The following is a 17,582-nucleotide window of genomic DNA, read 5'->3' as shown; positions in this document are numbered from 1 at the left end:
GTCACGCCCGCAGAGGGGCGGTGGCGAACTCCTTCATCCCGGCGTGGAACGGCACCCGTGGGCGCCAGCCGAGTTCGGTGCGCAGGCGGGCGGAGTCCGCGGTGATGTGCCGGACGTCGCCGAGCCGGTACTCGCCCGTCACCACCGGCGCCGGGCCGCCGTGCGCCTGCGCGAGCGCCGCCGCCATCTCGCCGACCGTCCGGGGCTCGCCGCTGCCCACGTTGTAGGCGCGGGTGCTGCCGGCCGGGCGGGCGCCGATCGCGGCCAGGGCCGCCAGGTTGGCGGCCGCCACGTCCTCGACGTGGACGAAGTCGCGCCGCTGGCCGCCGTCCTCGAACACCCGGGGCGCCTCGCCCCGCGCGAGGGCGGAGCGGAAGAGCGAGGCGACCCCCGCGTACGGGGTGTCGCGCGGCATGCCCGGGCCGTAGACGTTGTGGTAGCGCAGCGCCAGGGCGGTGCCGCCGCAGGCGCGGGCCCACGCGGAGGCGAGGTGTTCCTGGGCGAGCTTGGTGGCGGCGTACACGTTGCGCGGGTCGGCGGGGGCGTCCTCGGTGACGAGCCCGGGGGCGAGGGCGGTGCCGCACTGCGGGCAGGGCGGTTCGAAGCGGCCCGCGTCGAGGTCGGCCGGGCGGCGCGGGCCGGGGGCGACGTCGCCGTGCGCGGGGCAGCGGTAGCGGCCCTCGCCGTAGACGACCATCGAGCCCGCCAGGACGAGCCTGCGGACGCCGGTGCGGGCCATCGCGGCGAGCAGGACGGCGGTGCCGAGGTCGTTGCAGCCCGCGTAGGCGGGGGCGTCGTCGAGGTCCAGGCCGAGGCCGACCATCGCGGCCTGGTGGCAGACGGCGTCCACCCCTTCGAGTGCCTGCTCCACGGCGGCGGAGTCGCGGACGTCCCCGTGCAGGAACGGCGCGCCGGGCGGCAGTTGGGGCGCCAGGCCGGACGGGTGGACGGCGGGCAGCAGCGCGTCCAGCACCCGCACGCCGTGCCCCTCCGCCGCCAGGGCGCGGACGACGGCGGACCCGATGAAGCCGGCGCCGCCGGTGACGAGAATCTCCATGGCGTTGAACTTAGCGGCGCGGGGCGGCTGTTCGGGGCGCCTGGCGTCGGCCGTCAGGCTTCGGTAATCCGTCCGGGCGAGGGGAGTGGTCGCGTGCGCGCCGGAAGTCGGCGGGTCCGACTTCCTGTTGGGGCTCCGACCAGTGCGCGCGCCGGTCGAATCTCTGTGTCCGTCTGTTCGAGTGCCAGCCTGCCCCGGGCGTCCGTTCGCCCGTCGTTACGGCGTGTAGGAATCCGCCGGCTCACGGCCGGTCGCAGTGACCGGTTCGTTCACCCGGCGTTCGCCGGACGCACTGTCCGAAGTGGCCCGCCGGTCCCGTCCGCCGTGGGACTCTCCTGGGCGTTTCTCGGATCCCAGGAGGCGACAGTGTCACATCCCTCTCGTAGGACGGTACTTCGGACGGGTACGGCGGTCGGCGCGCTCGCCGCGATCCCCGCGTCCACGCTGCTCTGGACGCAGCCGGCGCTCGCCGGCACTCCCGGGCCGGAGCAGATCCACCTCCAGTGGGGCGACGAACCGTCCACCGAGATGACGGTCTCCTGGGCGACGGCCGCCAGCGTGAGCCGTCCGCGCGTCCGCCTCGGGACACCGCGCGGCGGGGCCGGGCACAGCGTCGACGCCGAGACCCGGACGTACGTCGACGGGCTCAACAAGGTCGAGACCTTCACGCACCACGTCCGGCTGCGCGGCCTGAAGCCCGGCACCACGTACGTCTACGACGTCCTGCACGACGGCGCCGAGCCGGTGCGCGGCACCTTCCGCACCGCGCCCGGGCGTGGCCGGGCCGCGTTCCGGTTCACCAGCTTCGGCGACCTCGGCACGGGCGACAACGTGTTCGCGAAGTCCTCGATCCACGGCGCCGCGGCGGTCCGCCAGGTCGAGCGGTTCTCGCCGCTGTTCCACCTGCTCAACGGCGACCTCGCGTACGCCAACAACAACCCGCAGCTCCAGCCGCAGTGCTGGAACGCGTTCATGAACAACCTGTCGAAGTCGGCGGCCAGCCGCCCGTGGATGCCCTCGCCCGGGAACCACGAGGTGGAGGCGGGCGGTGGGGACCTCGGATACGCCTCCTACCTGACCCGCTTCGAGCTGCCCGACAACGGCACCCGCGACTACTGCGGCAACTGGTACGCGTTCCAGGTGGGTTCGGTGCTCTTCCTGAGTCTCGACGGCAACGAGATCGCGGTCGAGGACGACGCCAGCATCGACCCGGCGACCGGGCAGTCCATCTACATCAGCGACTACAGCGAGGGTGCCCAACTGCGCTGGCTGGAACGTGTTCTGTCGCGTGCCCGGCGCGGCAACGCGGTGGACTGGATCGTCGTCAGCATGCACCAGTTCGCGATGTCGTCGTCCGCCGCCAGCCACGGCGGCGACATGGGCATCCGGGAAAAGCTGCTGCCGCTGTTCGACCGGTACTCCGTCGACCTCGTGCTCGCCGGCCACGACCACGACTACGAGCGCACCCACCCGGTGCGCGGCACCGAGTCCGGCGGGCTGCTCACGCCGGCCGTCGCCGGCGACGACCTCCGGCAGATCGACACGTCGGAGGGCACCGTCCACCTGATCCTGGGCGGGGGTGGTACCGCCGGGCACGACGACAAGTACCTGCCCGCCGACGGGGACGGCGTCCGCGAGGCCTTCGTCCGCACGCAGCGGCTCACCTTCAAGGCCGACCCGGATGCCAAGGAGAAGGCCCACTGGTCGGCGGTGACGGACCCGGACACCAACTACCCTTACGGCGTCGCGGTGTTCGACGTCGATCCGGGCCTGCTGCCGGGCGGCCGGACGAGCATCACGGTGAGCTACTACCACTCGGCCCCGGCCACGGCGGCCAACCCGGTGCCGGCTCCGGTGCTCTTCGACCGGTTCACGCTGTACCGCGACCGCAGCGACGGCTGGGGCGACGAAGACCAGGGCGAGGACGAGCAGTCGGATCGCCGCGTGGGGGCCGGTCGGTGGTAGGGCCCGGCTCCTGAGGGCCCGTCGCGCTTTCTGTGCGGTGGGCCCTCACGTCCTTCAGCCAGGCACTGGCAGAAGTCCTCGTTCAGTGGTGACGCCGCCAACTGCATCTATCCCGCGGCAGCCCTCGACGGCAGCATCAGGTTCCGGGAGAGTGATGACCCCGACGTCGTCATCACCACATCGCCCGACAGGCTTCGCGCCCTCCTGCACGGCATCAAGGCAGGGGAGTTCGACCACCTGACCTCGTCGTAGCGGTTCAGAACCAGGTGGGCGATGGCCTCATGGGGGCCGAGTGGGGGCTCGTCCAGGTGGCCGCCGTCGTTGCGGCGCGGCGGGCGAAGAAGCCTGGGGCCAGGAGGTACGTGGCCACCGCCACTTGGGGGTGGCCAGCCGTCCGCAGCGCCTCTACGGCCTGGTGGGGGGTGGGGGCAGCCGCCGCGCGACCCGTACGGCTGGGCCGTGTCGACGCTGTACATCGGCGCGTTCGGCTCGTTCATCGGGTTCGGCTTCGCCTTCGGGCAGGTGCTCCAGGTGCAGTTCCACGAGCGCTTCGACACCCCGGTCAAGGCCGCCGTCTGGCTGCCGCCGGGCGGGCCGTTCGCGTCCGTGAGCCGCTAGTGGGCTGCGCGTGGGCTGCGCGTGAGCCGTTCGTGAGCCGTTCGTACGAAGACCGGGCTGCTCGGCGCGCGGGGCGTGGGGCCGGCGATTAGCGTCGGCCCCAGTTCGTCCCCGTACCCAGGAGGTTGGCAGTGCGAAGGTGGATCACCCTGACGGCTCTCACGGCGTCCCTCACCGGCCTGGCGGCCCCCGCGGTGGCCGCCGACCCCGAGCCGTCACCCGGCACGACGTCGGTCACCATCGGCGAAGCGCGGATCGACCCGAAGGTCCCGGGCCGGGTCCGGGTCGACCTGGCGTACGTGTGCGGGATGGCCGGGGAGGCCAAGTCGCTGACCGTCACGGTCGAGCAGACGGACCCGGACGACAAGTCCTCGAAGGCCTTCGGTTCCAGCCGCACGGCCGAGGCGGACATCCTGTGCGACGGGACGCAGCAGCAGCGCCAGCTCGTCGTGCAGTCCAAGACGGTCAACTGGATCCCCGGCGCGGACGCCATCCTGACCGCCACGGTCTCCAACCTCGGCGCCAACCCGCCCGCCTCCGCGGACGCCCGCCGGGTCCGGCTCGCCGCCGGCTGATGCGCCCGCCGACCCGGCTCGCCCGGGCCGGCGGCGCCCTGGTGCTCGCCACCACCCTGAGCGGGTGCCTCAGCGCCTACCTCGGCCCGGCGCCCGAGGAGAGCAGCCCCACCGCCTCGCCGTCCGCGCCGCGCGGCCCCGCGACCCCACCCGCCACCGGTGCGGCGGCGGTGACGGTGACGATCGGGAACCTCCTGTTCCAGCCCGCCGACTTCACGGTCCGCCCCGGCGGCACGGTGACCGTCGTGAACGCCGACACCGTCGAGCACACCCTCACCGCGCAGGACCACTCCTTCACCACCGCCCCCATCCCCCCGGGCACCTCGGCCACCTTCAAGGCGCCGCTGCGGCGGGGGGCCTACTCGTACCTGTGCACGTTCCACCACTTCATGCGCGGGATCCTGACGGTCGGGTAGGCGTCGGAGCGCGCCGGATGTGGGCGTCGGAGCGCGCCGGATGCGCGGCACGTCGCCGTCCGCGCGGTCCGTCGGGCCGCTCACCTCGGGAAAGAGTGCTGCTCCTCTTGCACCCCATGCTCTACAGTGCTGTAGAACTAAGGGCTGGTGAAGCCGGTGCCAAGAAGGGGGCGGACGCGCTCGGGGTGGGGCCGGCCGGTGGACGGCGAACGGGGTAGGACCATGGACAGACCGCTTCGGCTTCCGCAGCAGGACCGGGCCGACTTCGAGACGGTGCTCAGCAGGGCGCTGGCCGGGGTGGCGGTGCGGGCCGCGCTGCGGGCGATCGGGGACGAGGCGCGCGGGGCCGAGCGGTTGCGGCGGTGCGCGCGGGACAACGCGGAGTACGTGCTGGCCGCCGCCGCGCCCGAGTACGAGCGGTACGCGGCCCTGCGGGCGGACGCCGACGCGGTGGCGCGGCTGCCCGTGGACGCCCCCGCGCGGGAGCGGGCGTCGGGGTGGCTGGGGGTGCTGGCGGTGATCGTGCCGATCGTCGCCGGGGCCGCGGCCGGGATATTCCTGCTGCTCGGCTACGCGCTCGGGCTGGCCGACGACCTGGAGACGCTGGGAGGGGCGCTGGTCGGCGCCGGGTGGATCGCGGCCGCGCTGGCGCTGGTGAGCGGGCTGGCCGGCGGGCTCGGCCTGCTCGGCGCGGCGTCGCGCTCGCGGGCGGAGGAGGCCGGGGACACCGGGGGCGCCGGGGAGTTGGCGCTCGCGCGGGAGGCCTGGCGGACGGCGCTGGCGGAACGCGGGATGGTGCCCTACCTGGTGGCGCAGGCGAACGCCGGGCGCGGCGGGGCCACCGCCGCGCCAGGGGCGCGCGCCTGAGGCGTCAACGGTATGAATGTTCCCTGACGGGGTTCGTGAGTTCGGCGGCAGCCGGAGCGGGCCGCTGCTCGACGAACTCCAGCAGGTTGCCCACCGGGTCCTGGGTGTAGAAGCGGCGGTCCGGCGGCAGGGAGGCGTCCCACACCACCAGTGCGCCCGAGGTCTCCAGGCGGCCGGCGAACTCGTCGATCTCGTCGACGACCAGACCGGGGTGGGCCTTGGTGGTGGGCCGGAAGGCGTCCTCGATGCCGAGGAAGAGCCGGACCCGACCGCCGTCGGCGGCGAACCAGCACCCGCCGCGCTCGGCGAGCGAGGCCGGGCGGGGGAGCTCGGCCATCTGCAGTATGTCGCCGTAGAAGGCCCGCAGCAGGGCCTCGCTGCCGGGCGGCGCGGCGAGCTGGACGTGGTCCAGGGCGGTGATCATCGAACGGGTTCCTCTCTTGGGCCGACGCAAGGGCGGAAGTCGGCGGATTTTCGAATCAACCGCGTTACCGCGCAAAGGGGTTCGGCCGGCTCCGGCGCCGCTCGCGGACGGCGTCCACGAGCAGGCGGGCGGTCGGGACGGGGAGGTCCAGGCGGCGGGCGATCCACGGGGCGGTGTGGCCGCCGAGGGCCAGCACCCAGGCGGCGTACAGCTGGTTGAGCTGCGGCCCGTCCTCGGCGAGCAGCAGCGGGCGGACGGCCTCCATCGGGAAGCCCTCCAGGGCGCGGGTGCTGTAGTCGCGGCCGTTCGGGCCCGGCGGGGGGAGCGGCAGCCCCCGCCGGGCCGCGAGGCGGCGGCCGACGAGCAGCGCGGCGACGAGCAGCAGGCCGGATCCGGCGGCCCCGATCAGGGCGGCGCCGATCACCGGCCGGTCCGGCTCCGTGGCCGTGCCCAGCGCGATCCCTTCGAGGACGAGGAGCGTCAGGACGACGAGCAGCCCCGCCGCCTCGCCGCGCCGCGGGAGCAGCTTGCCGGGAGTCATCGGAAACCTCATCGTGGGCGTGGGGACGGTGAGTCGGGAACGGTGAGTTGGGCGTACGGTCAGGCGACGTTCGCCAGCCGCGGGTCGTACTTGTAGCCGATCTGGCGGACGGTGGCGAGGGTCGGCCGGTGCTCGGGGCCGAGCTTGCGGCGTATCCGCGCGATGTGGGTGGAGATGGTGCGGGTGTCGCCGTTGTCGGGGCGGCCCCACACGCTCTCCATTAGCTGGCGGCGGCTGTGCACCCGCAGTGGGTTGGCGACCAGGTGCGCGAGCAGCTCGAACTCCATGAAGGTGAGGTCGACTTCGCGTCCGTCGACGGTCGCCACCCGCTGTTCGTGGTCGAGCGCGAGCCCGTTCGGCAGGGCGGTGCCGATCCGCGCGCGGGTGGCCGGCACGGGTGCGGTCCGTGCGGGGGCGGCCTGTGCCGGGACGGTCGCGACCGCGGTGGGCGCGGCCGGGCGGAGGGCGGCCCGGTGGTCGGAGAAGATGACGTCGAGCCGGGGGTAGCGGACGGCCATGACGGAATTTCCTTCGGCGTGAATCTGCTGGTGGCAGTGGCAGTGGCAGCGGCGGTCGGACGGGCGGTCAGTTCTCGGCGATCCGACCGAGGACGCCGGACGGGGCGGTGCGCAGGCGGTGCTGCGGAGCGGTTCGGGTGGGGCGGAAGAAAGCGGCGTCGGACACGGCGGTTCACCTTCGGTTCAACGGCCGACGGGCGTGCGAGGGCATGCCCCGGCCGGGCGTGCGGTGCGGGTGACGGGTTGACGTGCGGGCCCGGCCCCTCGGCGCGACGGATGCCCTGCCCGTACGCGATCCGGCGTCCCCCGGTGCGGCGTTCGGGCCACGCGGGCACGGCGAAGCGGCAATCCGGCGAAGCGTCAGAAATGCCTGAATGGGCGGGAGTTCAGCGTCTGCCGGAGGCGTGCTCGGGCACACGGGAAAGGGGTCGACTGTGGCCCGGACTACTACTGCTGCTGTCCATGTGTCTCGCCTCCTTCCGGTCGGACGCACCACCGCGGTGCGTTCATCGACTCGGCAGGAGCTCACCGGCTTGCCTCCGGGCTACCGGTTCACCCCAACTCGTCAGAGCTTTGGCACTTCACGGCGTAATCCCCCTGAGCCGGGGAAGCCACTTGGGATCAACCCTTAGGTCGGGAAGATCTGTCCTGAACCTGGGCGTCTCTCGACGTCGTCGGGTCAGTGGCCTGTGTCCGTGAAGACGCCTCACCGAACGAGGTGCCTTTTCAAACCTCCGAAAGCATAGCCCGTAACCCGCCGATCCTCGACACCCTTGTCGAACTCCTGACACGAACTCCCGCCCCATCAGCGCCCCGCCGGGCCGGTCCGGTCCCGGACGATCGACCAGTCCGGGCCGGTCACGGGTGGTGTGCGAACCCACTCGCCGCCACCTGCACGATCGCCCAGCTCTCCCGCCACCCCAAGCCCGCCGCCTGGACGGCCGCCCCGCTGTTCGAGCAGTGCTGCCGGGCCTTCTTCGTGTCCTGGAAGATCTGGAACACGGCTACCGTCGGCGGCAACCTCCGCAACGGCCCGCCGGCCGGCCCGATGATCTCGCTCACCGCCGCCCTGGACGGCGTCTGCCTGCTGCGAGCCCCCTCCGGCGTGCTGCGCACCGGGGTGCACCTCAGCGAGACCTCGGACGCGATCGGCCCGCTGGGCGCCAAGTCGATGAGCGAGAGCCCGTTCAACCCCGTTGCCCCGGCCTTCGCCAGCGCGCTCCGGGACGCCACCGGCATTCCGCTTCACCGACCCGCCGTTCCTGCGCGAGACCAGGTGCGGCAGGCGCCCGCCGAGCAGCGGGAATGACGCTCTGTAGTCGGACGGCTGCGCCGGTCGGGGTGCGCGGCGAGCCCCGGCCGGTGGTTCACTGTGGTACGGGAGGCCGGGAGACATGGGACTCACCAGTCACAAGCTGCTCGCGCTGATGGCACTGTTCGCGGTGGCCACGGTGCTCGGCACGCTGTGGGTGTGGCCCAAGCTCGCCGTCCGCAGCTGGCCGGCGACGTTCCTGCGGCTCGGCACGATCCTGCTCACCCAACTGGCGCTGCTCGCCACGTTCGGGCTCGCCGTGAACGACTACTTCGTCTTCTACAGCAGCTGGTCCGACCTGTTCGGGCACGACCGGGGGACGGCCGCCGTCCAGGGCGCCGGGCCGCCCGCGGCCGTACCCGGCGGGGCCTCCCCGAGTGCGGCCTCCCCGGCACCCGTCCGGGCGCCCGCCGGGATCCAGGTGCTCGGCACGGCGGACATCGCCGGCGCCCCGTCCGGGAGCCGGGACCCGGCCCAGGTCGGGCGGCTCGACAAGGTCCGCATCCCCGGCGGGACGACCGGGCTGAGCACCGACGGGTACGTCTACCTGCCGCCGCAGTACTTCCAGGCGGGCGGCGAGAACCGGCACTTCCCCGCCCTGCTGGTGCTGACCGGCTTCCCCGGCGACGCCACCAACCTCGTCACCAAGCTGCGCTACCCCGCGGACGAAATCGACCTGCTGCGCCGGGGCACGATGAAGCCGACCCTCCTCGTGCTGATGCGGCCCTCGCCGTCCATGCCCCGCGACAGCGAGTGCGAGGACGTCCCGAACGGCCCGCAGGCGCAGTCGTACTTCACGGCGGACGTCCCGGCCGACCTGCGCGCCTCCTACCGGGTGCTGGACGGCCCGGGCAGCCTCGGGATGATCGGCGACTCGACGGGCGGCTACTGCGCGCTCAAGCTCGGCATGGAGCACCCGCAGACCTTCTCGGCGGTGGTCTCGCTGTCCGGCTACCTCAAGGCGGCCGAGGACATCACGACCGGCGACCTGTTCGGCGGCAGCCAGCGGCGCCGCGAGGAGGCCGACCTGAGGTGGCGCCTCGCACACCTGCCGATGCCCGCCGTGTCGGCGCTGCTGGCGGACAGCAAGGAGGACGGGCACACGTACGCGGACTCGTCGGCGTTCACGGCGGCGGCCCGCCCGCCGCTGGCGGTGGCGCAGGCGACGGTGGACACCGGGGGCCACAACTTCACGACCTGGACGCGCCTGCTGCCGCCGTGCCTGGCGTGGCTCAGTACCCACCTGGACGCGCCGTCACCGTAGACCCGTTGACGTGCCGCTGCCCCGCCCGACGGGGGAGGGGGCGGGGCAGCGGCGGGGGCTCACCGGGTGGCGGGCCCGGTGGCCCGTGGGGTCCGTCTTCCGACGGGCCCTATCGGGCGAGGAGCGGGAGCGGGGCGCCGGTGCGGGCGGTGAGTTCGAGCCGGGTCAGGAGCTCGGACGGGGACACCTCGACCACGCGGCAGCCGGCGCGGTGCCGGCACTGGCGGGCGACCGACGCGTGGCGCAGCCGGTCGAGCCGGCGGCGGGTGGGGGCGCCGATCACGAGGAGGTCGTCCGGGCCGGTCACGGCGCCGACCAGGGCGGGCCCCGGTTCGGAGTTGACCACCACGGGGTGGACGACCAGGCCGGACGGGTAGCCGCCGTAGGCCTGTTCGAAGGCGATGTCGAGGCGTCGGCGGGCGGCGTGCTCCAGTTCGGACAGCGGTCGCGGCCCGTCCTTGTCGTTCGCACTCCAGGCGGCGACCGGGACGAGGGTGGCTCCGTGCCGGGCCGCCTCGCCGACGGCGTGGTAGAGGGCGGCGAGACTGCTCAGTGATCCGCTCAGGCCGACGATCACTCGGGTGGTCCCGGTCATTGCCGTTCGCCTCCGTGTGGTTCCGGTGTTCGGTTCCGTCATGTCCAGTGAACCCCGGAACCACCTCGTCCGCGCCGCCGCTGACGCCACCATGACGTCGGTCGCGTACTTCTTGACACTCCCCTGACAGCGGCCGGGTCAGCCCAGTCCCGGCACGAACTCGATCAGCAGGTCGATGGCCTTGATGCCGAGGAACGGCAGCACCAGCCCGCCCAGCCCGTAGACCCGCAGGTTGCGCCGGAGCAGGTCGGTGGCGGAGGCCGGCTGGTACCGGACGCCGCGCAGCGCGAGCGGGATCAGGGCGACGATGATCAGCGCGTTGAAGATGATCGCGGAGGCGATCGCCGAGGTCGGGCTGTGCAGGCCCATGATGTTGAGGTGGTGCAGCCCGGGGTAGGAGCCGGCGAACATCGCGGGGATGATCGCGAAGAACTTGGCGACGTCGTTGGTGATCGAGAAGGTGGTCAACGCGCCCCGGGTGATGAGGAGTTGCTTGCCGACCCGGATGATGTCGATGAGCTTGGCCGGGTTGGAGTCGAGGTCGACCATGTTCCCGGCCTCCTTCGCCGCCGGGGTGCCGGAGTTCATGGCGACGCCGACGTCGGCCTGGGCGAGGGCGGGGGCGTCGTTGGTGCCGTCGCCGGTCATCGCGACCATGTTCCCGGCGGCCTGCTCCTGGCGCAGGTAGGCGAGCTTGTCCTCGGGGGTGGCCTCGGCGAGGAAGCCGTCGACCCCGGCCTCCTCGGCGATGGCCTTGGCGGTGAGCGGGTTGTCGCCGGTGACCATGACGGTGCGGATGCCCATCCGCCGCAGCTCGGCGAAGCGTTCGGCGATGCCCTCCTTGACGACGTCCTTGAGCTCGACGACGCCGAGCGCACGGGCGCCGTGCCGGTCGTGCACGGCGACGAGCAGCGGGGTGCCGCCGGCCTCGGCGATCCGGTCGACGAGCGGCTTGGCCTCCATGGGCAGGCGGCCGCCGGACCGCACGACCCACTGCGCGACGGCGTTCGCGGCACCCTTGCGGATGAGGCAGGCGGCGCCGTCGGGCCAGCTCAGATCGACGCCGCTCATCCGGCTGTGCGCGGTGAACGGGACGGGCCGCTGCTCGCCGAGTTCGCCGGGGGCCCTTGGCGGCACCCAGTACTGACGGTTCGTCAGGTCGATGAGTGATCGCCCCTCCGGGGTCTCGTCCGCGACCGAGGCCAACTGTGCGGCCTCGGCGAGCTGTTCGGTGGTGGCGCCGGTCAACGGGTGCAGGGCGACGGCTCGCCGGTTGCCGTGGGTGATGGTGCCGGTCTTGTCGAGCAGCAGCACGTCGACGTCGCCGGCCGCCTCGACGGCGCGGCCGGAGAGCGCGACGACGTTGCGCTGGACGAGCCGGTCCATCCCGGCGATGCCGATCGCGGAGAGCAGCGCGCCGATGGTGGTCGGGATGAGGGCGACCATCAGGGCGACCAGCACGACGGTGGCCTGCGGCGCGTGGGCGTAGATGGCCATCGGCTGGAGCGAGACCACCGAGAGGATGAAGACGATGGTGAGCGAGGCGAGCAGGATGTTGAGCGCGATCTCGTTCGGCGTCTTCTGCCGGTCGGCGCCCTCGACCAGGTCGATCATCCGGTCGATGAAGCTCTGCCCGGGCCGCGAGGTGACCCGGACGACCAGGTGGTCCGAGAGCACTTTGGTGCCGCCGGTGACGCCCGTGCGGTCGCCGCCGGACTCGCGGATCACCGGCGCGGACTCGCCGGTGATCGCCGACTCGTCGACGCTCGCGACGCCCTCGACCACCTCGCCGTCCTGCGGGATGACCTCGCCGGCCGACACGAGCACGATGTCGTGCAGCATCAACTCCTCGGCGGGGATGACCTCGTGGCGGTGGTCGCGGGTGCCGACCCGCCAGTGCAGCAGCCGCCGGGCGGTGGTGCCGGCCTGGGCGCGGCGCAGCGAGTCGGCCTGCGCCTTGCCGCGCGCCTCGGCGACGGCCTCGGCGAGGTTGGCGAACAGCACGGTGAGCCAGAGCCAGAAGCCGATCACCCAGGCGAAGACGCTGGGGCGGGCGACGGCGGTGAGCGTGGTGAGCGCCGAGCCGGTCTCGACGACCAGCATGACGGGGTTGCGGGCCATCGTGCGCGGGTGGAGCTTGCGGACGGCGGCGGGCAGGGCCTCGCGGAGCTGCCGGCGGGTGATGAGGCTGCGCCGGCCGTTTCTGGTGTCCTTCGGCCGGTGGCTCGGGTGTGGCGGCTCGGGGGCGGCGGGTTCCGGGCGGCGGAACCAGTCGGTTCGGGTGGCGGTGGTGTCCGGTGGGGTGAGGGCCGAACGGCGCATCGTCTCGGGGGACCTTCCGGGCTGCCCCAGGACGGCGGGGCGGCGGACTCGGGGGCGGCAGGAACGGCCGACAGCCCACCACCGGAGTTCCGTGCGCCATGCCGGTCTTGACGCGGGCTTGGCGGCGGAACGGCCTTCTTTGACAGTTCCCTGACACCATGATCGATCGGGGCTCCGACCTGCACGAACGTGCGTTCGGAGGGGTGGGACCGGCGGGATGTCAGGAGGCCGTCAAAGTCCGCGCCCGATGCGTAGGCCATGCGTCAAGGCCGGTGGCGATCGGTGTGCGAGGGGTTTGCACTGGAACCGAGGGTCGCGGACGTCGGCCCTCCCACGACTTTCCTTGGAGCCCGCGATGACCACCGCCACCGCCATCATCGACGTCGACGAGCCGCTCGAACGGGCGATCCACCTCGTGCCCGGCGCAGGCCGCCAGGCCCGTCCCGAGCCGCCCGAACCGGCCCCGGCCGCTGCCGGTGCCGTCACCGAGGCCCGCACCCGCCCGGCGCACTGCCGGCTCGCGATGCACTACGAGGACTGACCGCCGCCCGTACCGCGTTCCGTAGGAGTCGCCGCGATGACCCAGCTGACTGCCCCGACCGTCCCCGCCCCCTCGGGATCCCCCTCCAAAGCTTCCGACACGCTCGGCGGTCCCTGGCCGGCCTCGGCACGGCCCGGCCCCGCAGGGGAGCTGCTGGTCGGCGGGGTGGGACTCGCGGAGGCCGCCGAGCGGTTCGGCACCCCGCTGTACGTCCTGGACGAGGCCGAGGTGCGGGCCCGCGCCCGCGCGTACCGGCGGGCGCTGCCGCACGCCGACGTGCTGTACGCGGCCAAGGCCTTCCTGTGCAGCGCGATGGCCGACTGGGTGGCGGAGGAGGGACTGGGCCTGGATGTCTGCTCCTCGGGCGAGCTGTGGCTGGCCGCCTCGGCCGGCTTCCCGGCGCAGCGGATCCTGCTGCACGGCAACGCGAAGTCCCCGGAGGAGCTGCGGCTGGCGCGGCGGCTGCGGGTGGGCCGGATCGTCATCGACGGGCCGGCGGAGATCGCCCGGCTCGCGGCGCTGGTGGCGGCGGACACCCCGCAGAAGGTGCTGGTCCGGGTCGTCCCGGGGATCGCGGCCGGGCACCACACGGCCGTGCGGACGGGCGTCGGCGGGCAGAAGTTCGGCTTCCCGATCGAGGGCGGTGACGCGGCCGACGCGATCGCCCGGGTACTGGATCAGCCCGGGCTCGAACTGGTCGGCCTGCACAGCCACTTGGGTTCGCAGATCACCGATGTCGAGCCGTTCCTCCAGTCCGTGGACACGCTCGTACGGCTGCTCGCCGAGGTGCGCGACCGGCACGGCGTGGAACTGCGTGAGCTGGACCTCGGCGGTGGGCATGGCATCCAGTACCTGCCGGGGGACGGGGAGTTGGACCTCGCCGAGTTCGCGGTGCGGGTGACGGACCGCCTCGCGGTGCGCTGCGCCGAGGCGGACCTGGAGGTGCCGCGCCTGATCGTCGAACCGGGCCGCGCGATCGCCGGGCCGGCCGCGGTGGCGGTGTACCGGGTGCTGTCGGTGAAGCACACCGCGGACGGCAGGACGTTCGCGGCCGTGGACGGCGGCATGAGCGACAACCCGCGCCCGGCGCTGTACGGCTCGTCCTACACCGTACGGATGGTGGGCCGCCGCTCCGACGCGGGCGCGGCCCGGGTCGACGTGGTCGGCCGTCACTGCGAGGCCGGCGATGTGCTCGTTCGCGATGCCCTGCTCCCGGCCGACCTCCGCCCCGGCGACCTCCTCGCCCTCCCGGCCGCCGGCGCCTACCAGCTGTCGATGGCCTCCGGGTACAACATGGTCGGCCGCCCACCGGTCGCTGCGGTCAAGGATGGCCGCGCGCGGCTGCTGATCCGGCGGGAGACGGTCGAGGACTTCCGCCTGAGGGAAGTCGGCCGCTGACGGTAGTCGCGCGAGAAGTCGGCCGAGCCGACTTCTCGCGCAACCACGTTCAGACGGACGGGACTTCGCCAGCCTTGACGGCTCTGACGAACGCTGCCCAAGTGTCGGAGGGGAAGACGAGCGCCGGGCCGTTGGGGTCCTTGGAGTCCCGGACCGGGACGATGTCGGCGAAGCCGTCGGCGACCTCGACGCAATTGCCCTGGTCACCGCTGAACGTGCTCTTCCGTCACACGGCGCCGATCATTCGAGCTCCTTTGCAGTCTGTGCGAGAAGTCGACCAGGCCGACTTCTCGCGCAACCGGTTCAGGTGTTGGGAATCTCCTCGGTCTTGATGGCGGTGACGAATGCTGCCCAGGCATCGGCTGAGAAGGCAAGTGTCGGACCGCTCGGCTCCTTCGAGTCCCGGACGGCCATGCGATCGGATCGCCCACCAGCTGATCGACGTCGGTGCAGTCCGCGTGATCGCCTTCATCGGCATCGAGCCCCACCCCGTCCACCTCCGCCCGGCCGCCGAATGATCGGGCGCCGCACCTGGGCCCGCGCCCAAATGTGGTGGTGCCTGAGCGCCCAGTTCTCCCGTCCGATCCGCGCGGTCAGCCCTCGCCGCCGGGCCGCGCACGCCGAGGCGACGCAGTGGCTGGCCGTCCCCGGTAACGCCGAGGCGCTCCTGCGTGCAGTCCTCCGGGAGGTCGGTCGCTGACGGCAGCCGCGGGAGAAGTCGGCCCAGTCGACTTCTCCCGCAGTCCCGCCGGTAACGGAACGGTTGCGGAGCCCATTCGCCGAGCGCCGGGGGCTTGACGGGGTGTGGCGGGTGGGCGTTTGCTGTGTCCCGCTCGTTCGAGCATGTTTGGTTCTGGTTTGTTTTGTGGATTTGAACGTTCAAACCGGAGGTTAATGCAATGTCACACCTTTCTCGCCGCGACCTGCTCCGCGCCTCCGGTGCCGGCCTGCTGGCCCTCGCCGCCGGCGGCGCCCTCGCGGCCTGCGGCGACTCCGGCTCGGGGGCGGCCGCGGGCGGCGACGCCGACACCGGCACCGTCACCGTCTGGTCCTGGGCCACGGCCGCCGCCGCGCTGCGCGGGGTCGTCCCGGCCTTCGAGCGCGACAACCCAGGCATCAAAGTGGACGTTCAGGACATCGGGAACCCCGCCATCTGGGACAAGATCACCGTCGGCCTCGCCGCCGGCGGCCAGGGCCTCGGCGATGTCCTCCACATCGGCTGCGACTACCTGCCCGGCTACCTGGAGAAGTTCCCCGGGGGCCTCGCCAACCTCTCCGAGTTCGGCGCCGATGTCCACAAGGAGAAGTTCGCCAAGGGCCTGTGGCCGGTCGTCACCGGCAAGGACGGCCACGCCTACGCGCTGCCCTGGGAGGTCAACCCGCTCGGGTTCTTCTACCGCAAGGACTGCTTCGACAAGGCCGGCATCGATCCGGCCGCCCTCGCCACCTGGGACGACCTGATAGCCGTCGCCGACCGGTTCAAGGCGGCCAACCCCGGCATCTCGCTGATCGGCATCAACAAGGCCGCCAACCCCGACCCCGACCTGGACTTCGTGCAGTCCCTCATGCAGCTCCAGGGCGCGTTCTACTTCGACCTCCAGGGCCGGATCACCCTCGGCTCGGAGCCCGACGTCCGCGCCCTCACCACCGTCAAGCGCCTCGCGGACGCCGGGCTGGTCGCCGACGCCCCCGGCGACCAGGGCTGGGCCACCCTCATGAAGGCCGGCAAGCTCGCCGTCGCCCCGATGCCCGCCTGGGCGGCGCACTACCTGGAGACCAAGTTCACCGACCAGAGCGGCAACTGGCGCCTCGCCAAGCCCCCGGCCGTCACCCCCGGCGGCAAGCGCACCGCGCTGGTCAACTCCACCCACCTCGCGGTCGCCGCCTCCAGCCCGCGCCGCCGCGCCGCCTGGAAGTTCGTCGAGTACGCGCTCACCCGCCCCGCGTCCGTCAACAGCATGTTCACCGCCGGCGGCGTCTTCCCCGCGCTCACCGAGGCCTACGCCGACCCGCTGTACGCCGCGCCCAGCGCCTACTACGGCGGCCAGCCCGTCCTGCGGACCTTCGCCGACCTGGCCACCGACGGCGGCGACCCCACCAACTACTCCGGCGACTACGCCCGCGCCCTCAAGCTCGCCAGCGACGCCCAGACCAAGGTCTTCCTCAAGGGCGGCGACCCGGCCACCGTCCTCCAGGACGCGGCCAGGCAACTCGCCCAGCAGACCGGGCGCAGCATCGCATGACCGCCGCCACCACCATGACCGTCACCGCCGTGCGACCGCAGGCCGAGCGCACCCACCGCCGGGCCCGGTGGCGCCGCACCGCCCTGCCGTACCTCCTCCTCGCCCCCGCGCTGATCACCTTCGGCGTGTTCAAGGCCTACCCGGTCGTCGACTCGCTCCTCCTCTCCTTCACCACCGGTTCCGGCGCCGCCGCCCGTCCCGCAGGCCTCGCCAACTACCGCCGTCTGCTGGACGATCCGCCGTTCTGGACGGCCCTGCGCAACACCGCCGAGATCCTCGTCGTGCAGGTCCCGCTGATGCTCGGGCTGGCCCTGCTGATGGCCGTCGGCATCAACTCCGTTCTCGTGCGCTGGCGGGCGGTGTGGCGCCTCGGCGTCTTCATGCCGGCCGTCACCGGCCTGGTCGCGACCGGCGTGATCTTCGCCTTCCTGCTCAACACCGACCAGGGCGCCGTCAACTGGCTGCTGGACGCCGTCGGCCTGCCCACCGTCGACTGGCTCGGGGACCCGTTCTGGGCGCGGATGTCCGTCGTCCTGGTGCTCACCTGGCACTACACCGGCTACAACGCCGTCATCTACCTGGCCGGTCTGCAGGGCGTCCCGAGGGAGCTGTACGAGGCCGCGATGGTCGACGGCGCGGGCCCCGTGCGGCGGTTCACCGCCGTCACCGTGCCGGCGCTGCGCCCGGTGCTGCTGTTCACCGTCGTCCTGTCCACCATCGGCACGCTCCAACTCTTCGACGAGCCGTACGTGTTGACCGGCGGCGGCCCGGACAACGCGAGCCTCACCGTCTCCATGTACCTGTACCAGAACGGCTTCCGGTACTTCGACTTCGGCTACGCCTCCGCCATCGCCTACGCGCTGACCCTGCTGGTGTCGGTGCTCGGCGCGGTCCAGATGCGCCTGATGGGGGAGCGGGAGAAGTGA

General features: G+C 72.8%; 18 protein-coding genes, 2 pseudogenes and 1 riboswitch. Of the genes and pseudogenes, 12 read left to right on the top strand and 8 right to left on the bottom strand.

All coding sequences use genetic code 11. The annotated features are described in order from the left end of the window. Position 1: 1 nt before the first annotated feature. Positions 2 to 1,057, bottom strand: a complete 1,056-nt coding sequence (locus ACWCXH_RS24835; RefSeq protein WP_449803675.1) for an NAD-dependent epimerase/dehydratase family protein — start codon at positions 1,055 to 1,057, stop codon at positions 2 to 4. 366 nt (positions 1,058 to 1,423) lie between these two features. Between ACWCXH_RS24835 and ACWCXH_RS24830 the strand changes: the two genes are divergently transcribed. From ACWCXH_RS24830 to ACWCXH_RS24805, 6 genes and pseudogenes are all read left to right on the top strand, one after another. Further along, positions 1,424 to 3,022, top strand: a complete 1,599-nt coding sequence (locus ACWCXH_RS24830; RefSeq protein WP_449803674.1) for a purple acid phosphatase family protein — start codon at positions 1,424 to 1,426, stop codon at positions 3,020 to 3,022. A 30-nt stretch (positions 3,023 to 3,052) separates the two neighbouring features. Continuing rightward, positions 3,053 to 3,274 carry a DUF397 domain-containing protein gene (locus tag ACWCXH_RS24825; RefSeq protein ID WP_449803731.1) on the top strand — a complete coding sequence of 74 codons (222 nt, stop codon included), beginning with the start codon at positions 3,053 to 3,055 and terminating at the stop codon, positions 3,272 to 3,274. 186 nt (positions 3,275 to 3,460) lie between these two features. Next, positions 3,461 to 3,595: pseudogene (locus tag ACWCXH_RS24820) on the top strand (MFS transporter); the annotation flags it as partial. A 176-nt stretch (positions 3,596 to 3,771) separates the two neighbouring features. After that, positions 3,772 to 4,215 carry a hypothetical protein gene (locus ACWCXH_RS24815; protein ID WP_449803673.1) on the top strand — a complete coding sequence of 148 codons (444 nt, stop codon included), beginning with the start codon at positions 3,772 to 3,774 and terminating at the stop codon, positions 4,213 to 4,215. Then, a complete protein-coding gene (locus tag ACWCXH_RS24810; protein WP_449803672.1) occupies positions 4,215 to 4,631 on the top strand; it encodes a cupredoxin domain-containing protein in 417 nt (138 codons plus the stop codon). Before ACWCXH_RS24815 ends, ACWCXH_RS24810 begins: the two co-directional genes overlap by 1 nt. Positions 4,632 to 4,853: 222 nt before the next feature. After that, positions 4,854 to 5,498 carry a hypothetical protein gene (locus ACWCXH_RS24805; RefSeq protein ID WP_449803671.1) on the top strand — a complete coding sequence of 215 codons (645 nt, stop codon included), beginning with the start codon at positions 4,854 to 4,856 and terminating at the stop codon, positions 5,496 to 5,498. Between the two features lie 4 nt (positions 5,499 to 5,502). Here ACWCXH_RS24805 and ACWCXH_RS24800 read toward each other — a convergent pair whose 3' ends face one another. From ACWCXH_RS24800 to ACWCXH_RS24790, 3 genes are all read right to left on the bottom strand, one after another. After that, positions 5,503 to 5,922 carry a glyoxalase gene (locus tag ACWCXH_RS24800; RefSeq protein ID WP_449803670.1) on the bottom strand — a complete coding sequence of 140 codons (420 nt, stop codon included), beginning with the start codon at positions 5,920 to 5,922 and terminating at the stop codon, positions 5,503 to 5,505. 64 nt (positions 5,923 to 5,986) lie between these two features. Then, positions 5,987 to 6,463: a hypothetical protein gene (locus ACWCXH_RS24795; protein WP_449803669.1), complete on the bottom strand. Its 477-nt coding sequence runs from the start codon at positions 6,461 to 6,463 to the stop codon at positions 5,987 to 5,989. 59 nt (positions 6,464 to 6,522) lie between these two features. Next, entirely contained in the window at positions 6,523 to 6,981 is a 459-nt protein-coding gene (locus tag ACWCXH_RS24790) for a winged helix-turn-helix domain-containing protein (RefSeq protein ID WP_449803668.1), read from the bottom strand. A 549-nt stretch (positions 6,982 to 7,530) separates the two neighbouring features. Continuing rightward, a riboswitch (M-box (ykoK) riboswitch) is annotated at positions 7,531 to 7,706 on the bottom strand. 254 nt (positions 7,707 to 7,960) lie between these two features. Here ACWCXH_RS24790 and ACWCXH_RS24785 point away from each other — a divergent pair. Together ACWCXH_RS24785 and ACWCXH_RS24780 are read left to right on the top strand one after the other, a co-directional pair. Continuing rightward, on the top strand, positions 7,961 to 8,290 hold the full coding sequence (locus tag ACWCXH_RS24785) for a hypothetical protein (protein WP_449803667.1): 330 nt from the start codon (positions 7,961 to 7,963) through the stop codon (positions 8,288 to 8,290). A gap of 85 nt (positions 8,291 to 8,375) precedes the next feature. Beyond that, on the top strand, positions 8,376 to 9,557 hold the full coding sequence (locus ACWCXH_RS24780; RefSeq protein ID WP_449803666.1) for an alpha/beta hydrolase: 1,182 nt from the start codon (positions 8,376 to 8,378) through the stop codon (positions 9,555 to 9,557). Between the two features lie 109 nt (positions 9,558 to 9,666). On the opposite strand, the gene ACWCXH_RS24775 is transcribed toward ACWCXH_RS24780, so the two are convergent. Both ACWCXH_RS24775 and kdpB read right to left on the bottom strand, forming a co-directional pair. Beyond that, positions 9,667 to 10,152, bottom strand: coding sequence for a universal stress protein (locus ACWCXH_RS24775; RefSeq protein WP_449803665.1), 486 nt, complete (start codon positions 10,150 to 10,152; stop codon positions 9,667 to 9,669). 138 nt (positions 10,153 to 10,290) lie between these two features. Next, positions 10,291 to 12,474, bottom strand: a complete 2,184-nt coding sequence (kdpB, locus tag ACWCXH_RS24770) for a potassium-transporting ATPase subunit KdpB (RefSeq protein WP_449803664.1) — start codon at positions 12,472 to 12,474, stop codon at positions 10,291 to 10,293. 355 nt (positions 12,475 to 12,829) lie between these two features. On the opposite strand from kdpB, the gene ACWCXH_RS24765 reads away from it, so the two are divergent. Both ACWCXH_RS24765 and lysA read left to right on the top strand, forming a co-directional pair. Continuing rightward, positions 12,830 to 13,015 (top strand): hypothetical protein, encoded by a 186-nt coding sequence (locus ACWCXH_RS24765; RefSeq protein WP_449803663.1) that lies wholly within the window; start codon positions 12,830 to 12,832, stop codon positions 13,013 to 13,015. A gap of 36 nt (positions 13,016 to 13,051) precedes the next feature. After that, positions 13,052 to 14,413 carry a diaminopimelate decarboxylase gene (gene lysA, locus ACWCXH_RS24760; RefSeq protein WP_449803662.1) on the top strand — a complete coding sequence of 454 codons (1,362 nt, stop codon included), beginning with the start codon at positions 13,052 to 13,054 and terminating at the stop codon, positions 14,411 to 14,413. 49 nt (positions 14,414 to 14,462) lie between these two features. On the opposite strand, the pseudogene ACWCXH_RS24755 reads toward lysA, so the two are convergent. Both ACWCXH_RS24755 and ACWCXH_RS24750 read right to left on the bottom strand, forming a co-directional pair. Then, positions 14,463 to 14,627, bottom strand: a pseudogene (locus ACWCXH_RS24755) (DUF397 domain-containing protein); the annotation flags it as partial. 89 nt (positions 14,628 to 14,716) lie between these two features. Beyond that, positions 14,717 to 14,827: a DUF397 domain-containing protein gene (locus ACWCXH_RS24750; protein ID WP_449803661.1), complete on the bottom strand. Its 111-nt coding sequence runs from the start codon at positions 14,825 to 14,827 to the stop codon at positions 14,717 to 14,719. 485 nt (positions 14,828 to 15,312) lie between these two features. On the opposite strand from ACWCXH_RS24750, the gene ACWCXH_RS24745 reads away from it, so the two are divergent. Together ACWCXH_RS24745 and ACWCXH_RS24740 are read left to right on the top strand one after the other, a co-directional pair. Then, complete coding sequence (locus ACWCXH_RS24745) at positions 15,313 to 16,656, top strand: extracellular solute-binding protein (protein WP_449803660.1); 1,344 nt, start codon at positions 15,313 to 15,315, stop codon at positions 16,654 to 16,656. Then, entirely contained in the window at positions 16,653 to 17,582 is a 930-nt protein-coding gene (locus ACWCXH_RS24740; RefSeq protein ID WP_449803659.1) for a carbohydrate ABC transporter permease, read from the top strand. Before ACWCXH_RS24745 ends, ACWCXH_RS24740 begins: the two co-directional genes overlap by 4 nt.

It is taken from the genome of Kitasatospora sp. NPDC001660 (assembly GCF_053596725.1).
The sequence above is the reverse complement of the archived record's forward strand: the minus strand, read 5'-3'. Positions and strand labels throughout refer to the sequence as shown.

What these genes read in the sequence shown, in the direction of transcription:
- ACWCXH_RS24795 (WP_449803669.1), bottom strand. Translation starts at nt 6,463, where the DNA reads ATGACTCCCGGCAAGCTGCTCCCGCGGCGCGGCGAGGCGGCGGGGCTG.
- ACWCXH_RS24745 (WP_449803660.1), top strand. Translation starts at nt 15,313, where the DNA reads ATGTCACACCTTTCTCGCCGCGACCTGCTCCGCGCCTCCGGTGCCGGC.
- ACWCXH_RS24805 (WP_449803671.1), top strand. Translation starts at nt 4,854, where the DNA reads ATGGACAGACCGCTTCGGCTTCCGCAGCAGGACCGGGCCGACTTCGAG.
- ACWCXH_RS24780 (WP_449803666.1), top strand. Translation starts at nt 8,376, where the DNA reads ATGGGACTCACCAGTCACAAGCTGCTCGCGCTGATGGCACTGTTCGCG.
- ACWCXH_RS24790 (WP_449803668.1), bottom strand. Translation starts at nt 6,981, where the DNA reads ATGGCCGTCCGCTACCCCCGGCTCGACGTCATCTTCTCCGACCACCGG.
- lysA (WP_449803662.1), top strand. Translation starts at nt 13,052, where the DNA reads ATGACCCAGCTGACTGCCCCGACCGTCCCCGCCCCCTCGGGATCCCCC.
- ACWCXH_RS24765 (WP_449803663.1), top strand. Translation starts at nt 12,830, where the DNA reads ATGACCACCGCCACCGCCATCATCGACGTCGACGAGCCGCTCGAACGG.
- ACWCXH_RS24750 (WP_449803661.1), bottom strand. Translation starts at nt 14,827, where the DNA reads ATGGCCGTCCGGGACTCGAAGGAGCCGAGCGGTCCGACACTTGCCTTC.
- ACWCXH_RS24810 (WP_449803672.1), top strand. Translation starts at nt 4,215, where the DNA reads ATGCGCCCGCCGACCCGGCTCGCCCGGGCCGGCGGCGCCCTGGTGCTC.
- ACWCXH_RS24740 (WP_449803659.1), top strand. Translation starts at nt 16,653, where the DNA reads ATGACCGCCGCCACCACCATGACCGTCACCGCCGTGCGACCGCAGGCC.
- ACWCXH_RS24775 (WP_449803665.1), bottom strand. Translation starts at nt 10,152, where the DNA reads ATGACCGGGACCACCCGAGTGATCGTCGGCCTGAGCGGATCACTGAGC.
- ACWCXH_RS24835 (WP_449803675.1), bottom strand. Translation starts at nt 1,057, where the DNA reads ATGGAGATTCTCGTCACCGGCGGCGCCGGCTTCATCGGGTCCGCCGTC.
- kdpB (WP_449803664.1), bottom strand. Translation starts at nt 12,474, where the DNA reads ATGCGCCGTTCGGCCCTCACCCCACCGGACACCACCGCCACCCGAACC.
- ACWCXH_RS24800 (WP_449803670.1), bottom strand. Translation starts at nt 5,922, where the DNA reads ATGATCACCGCCCTGGACCACGTCCAGCTCGCCGCGCCGCCCGGCAGC.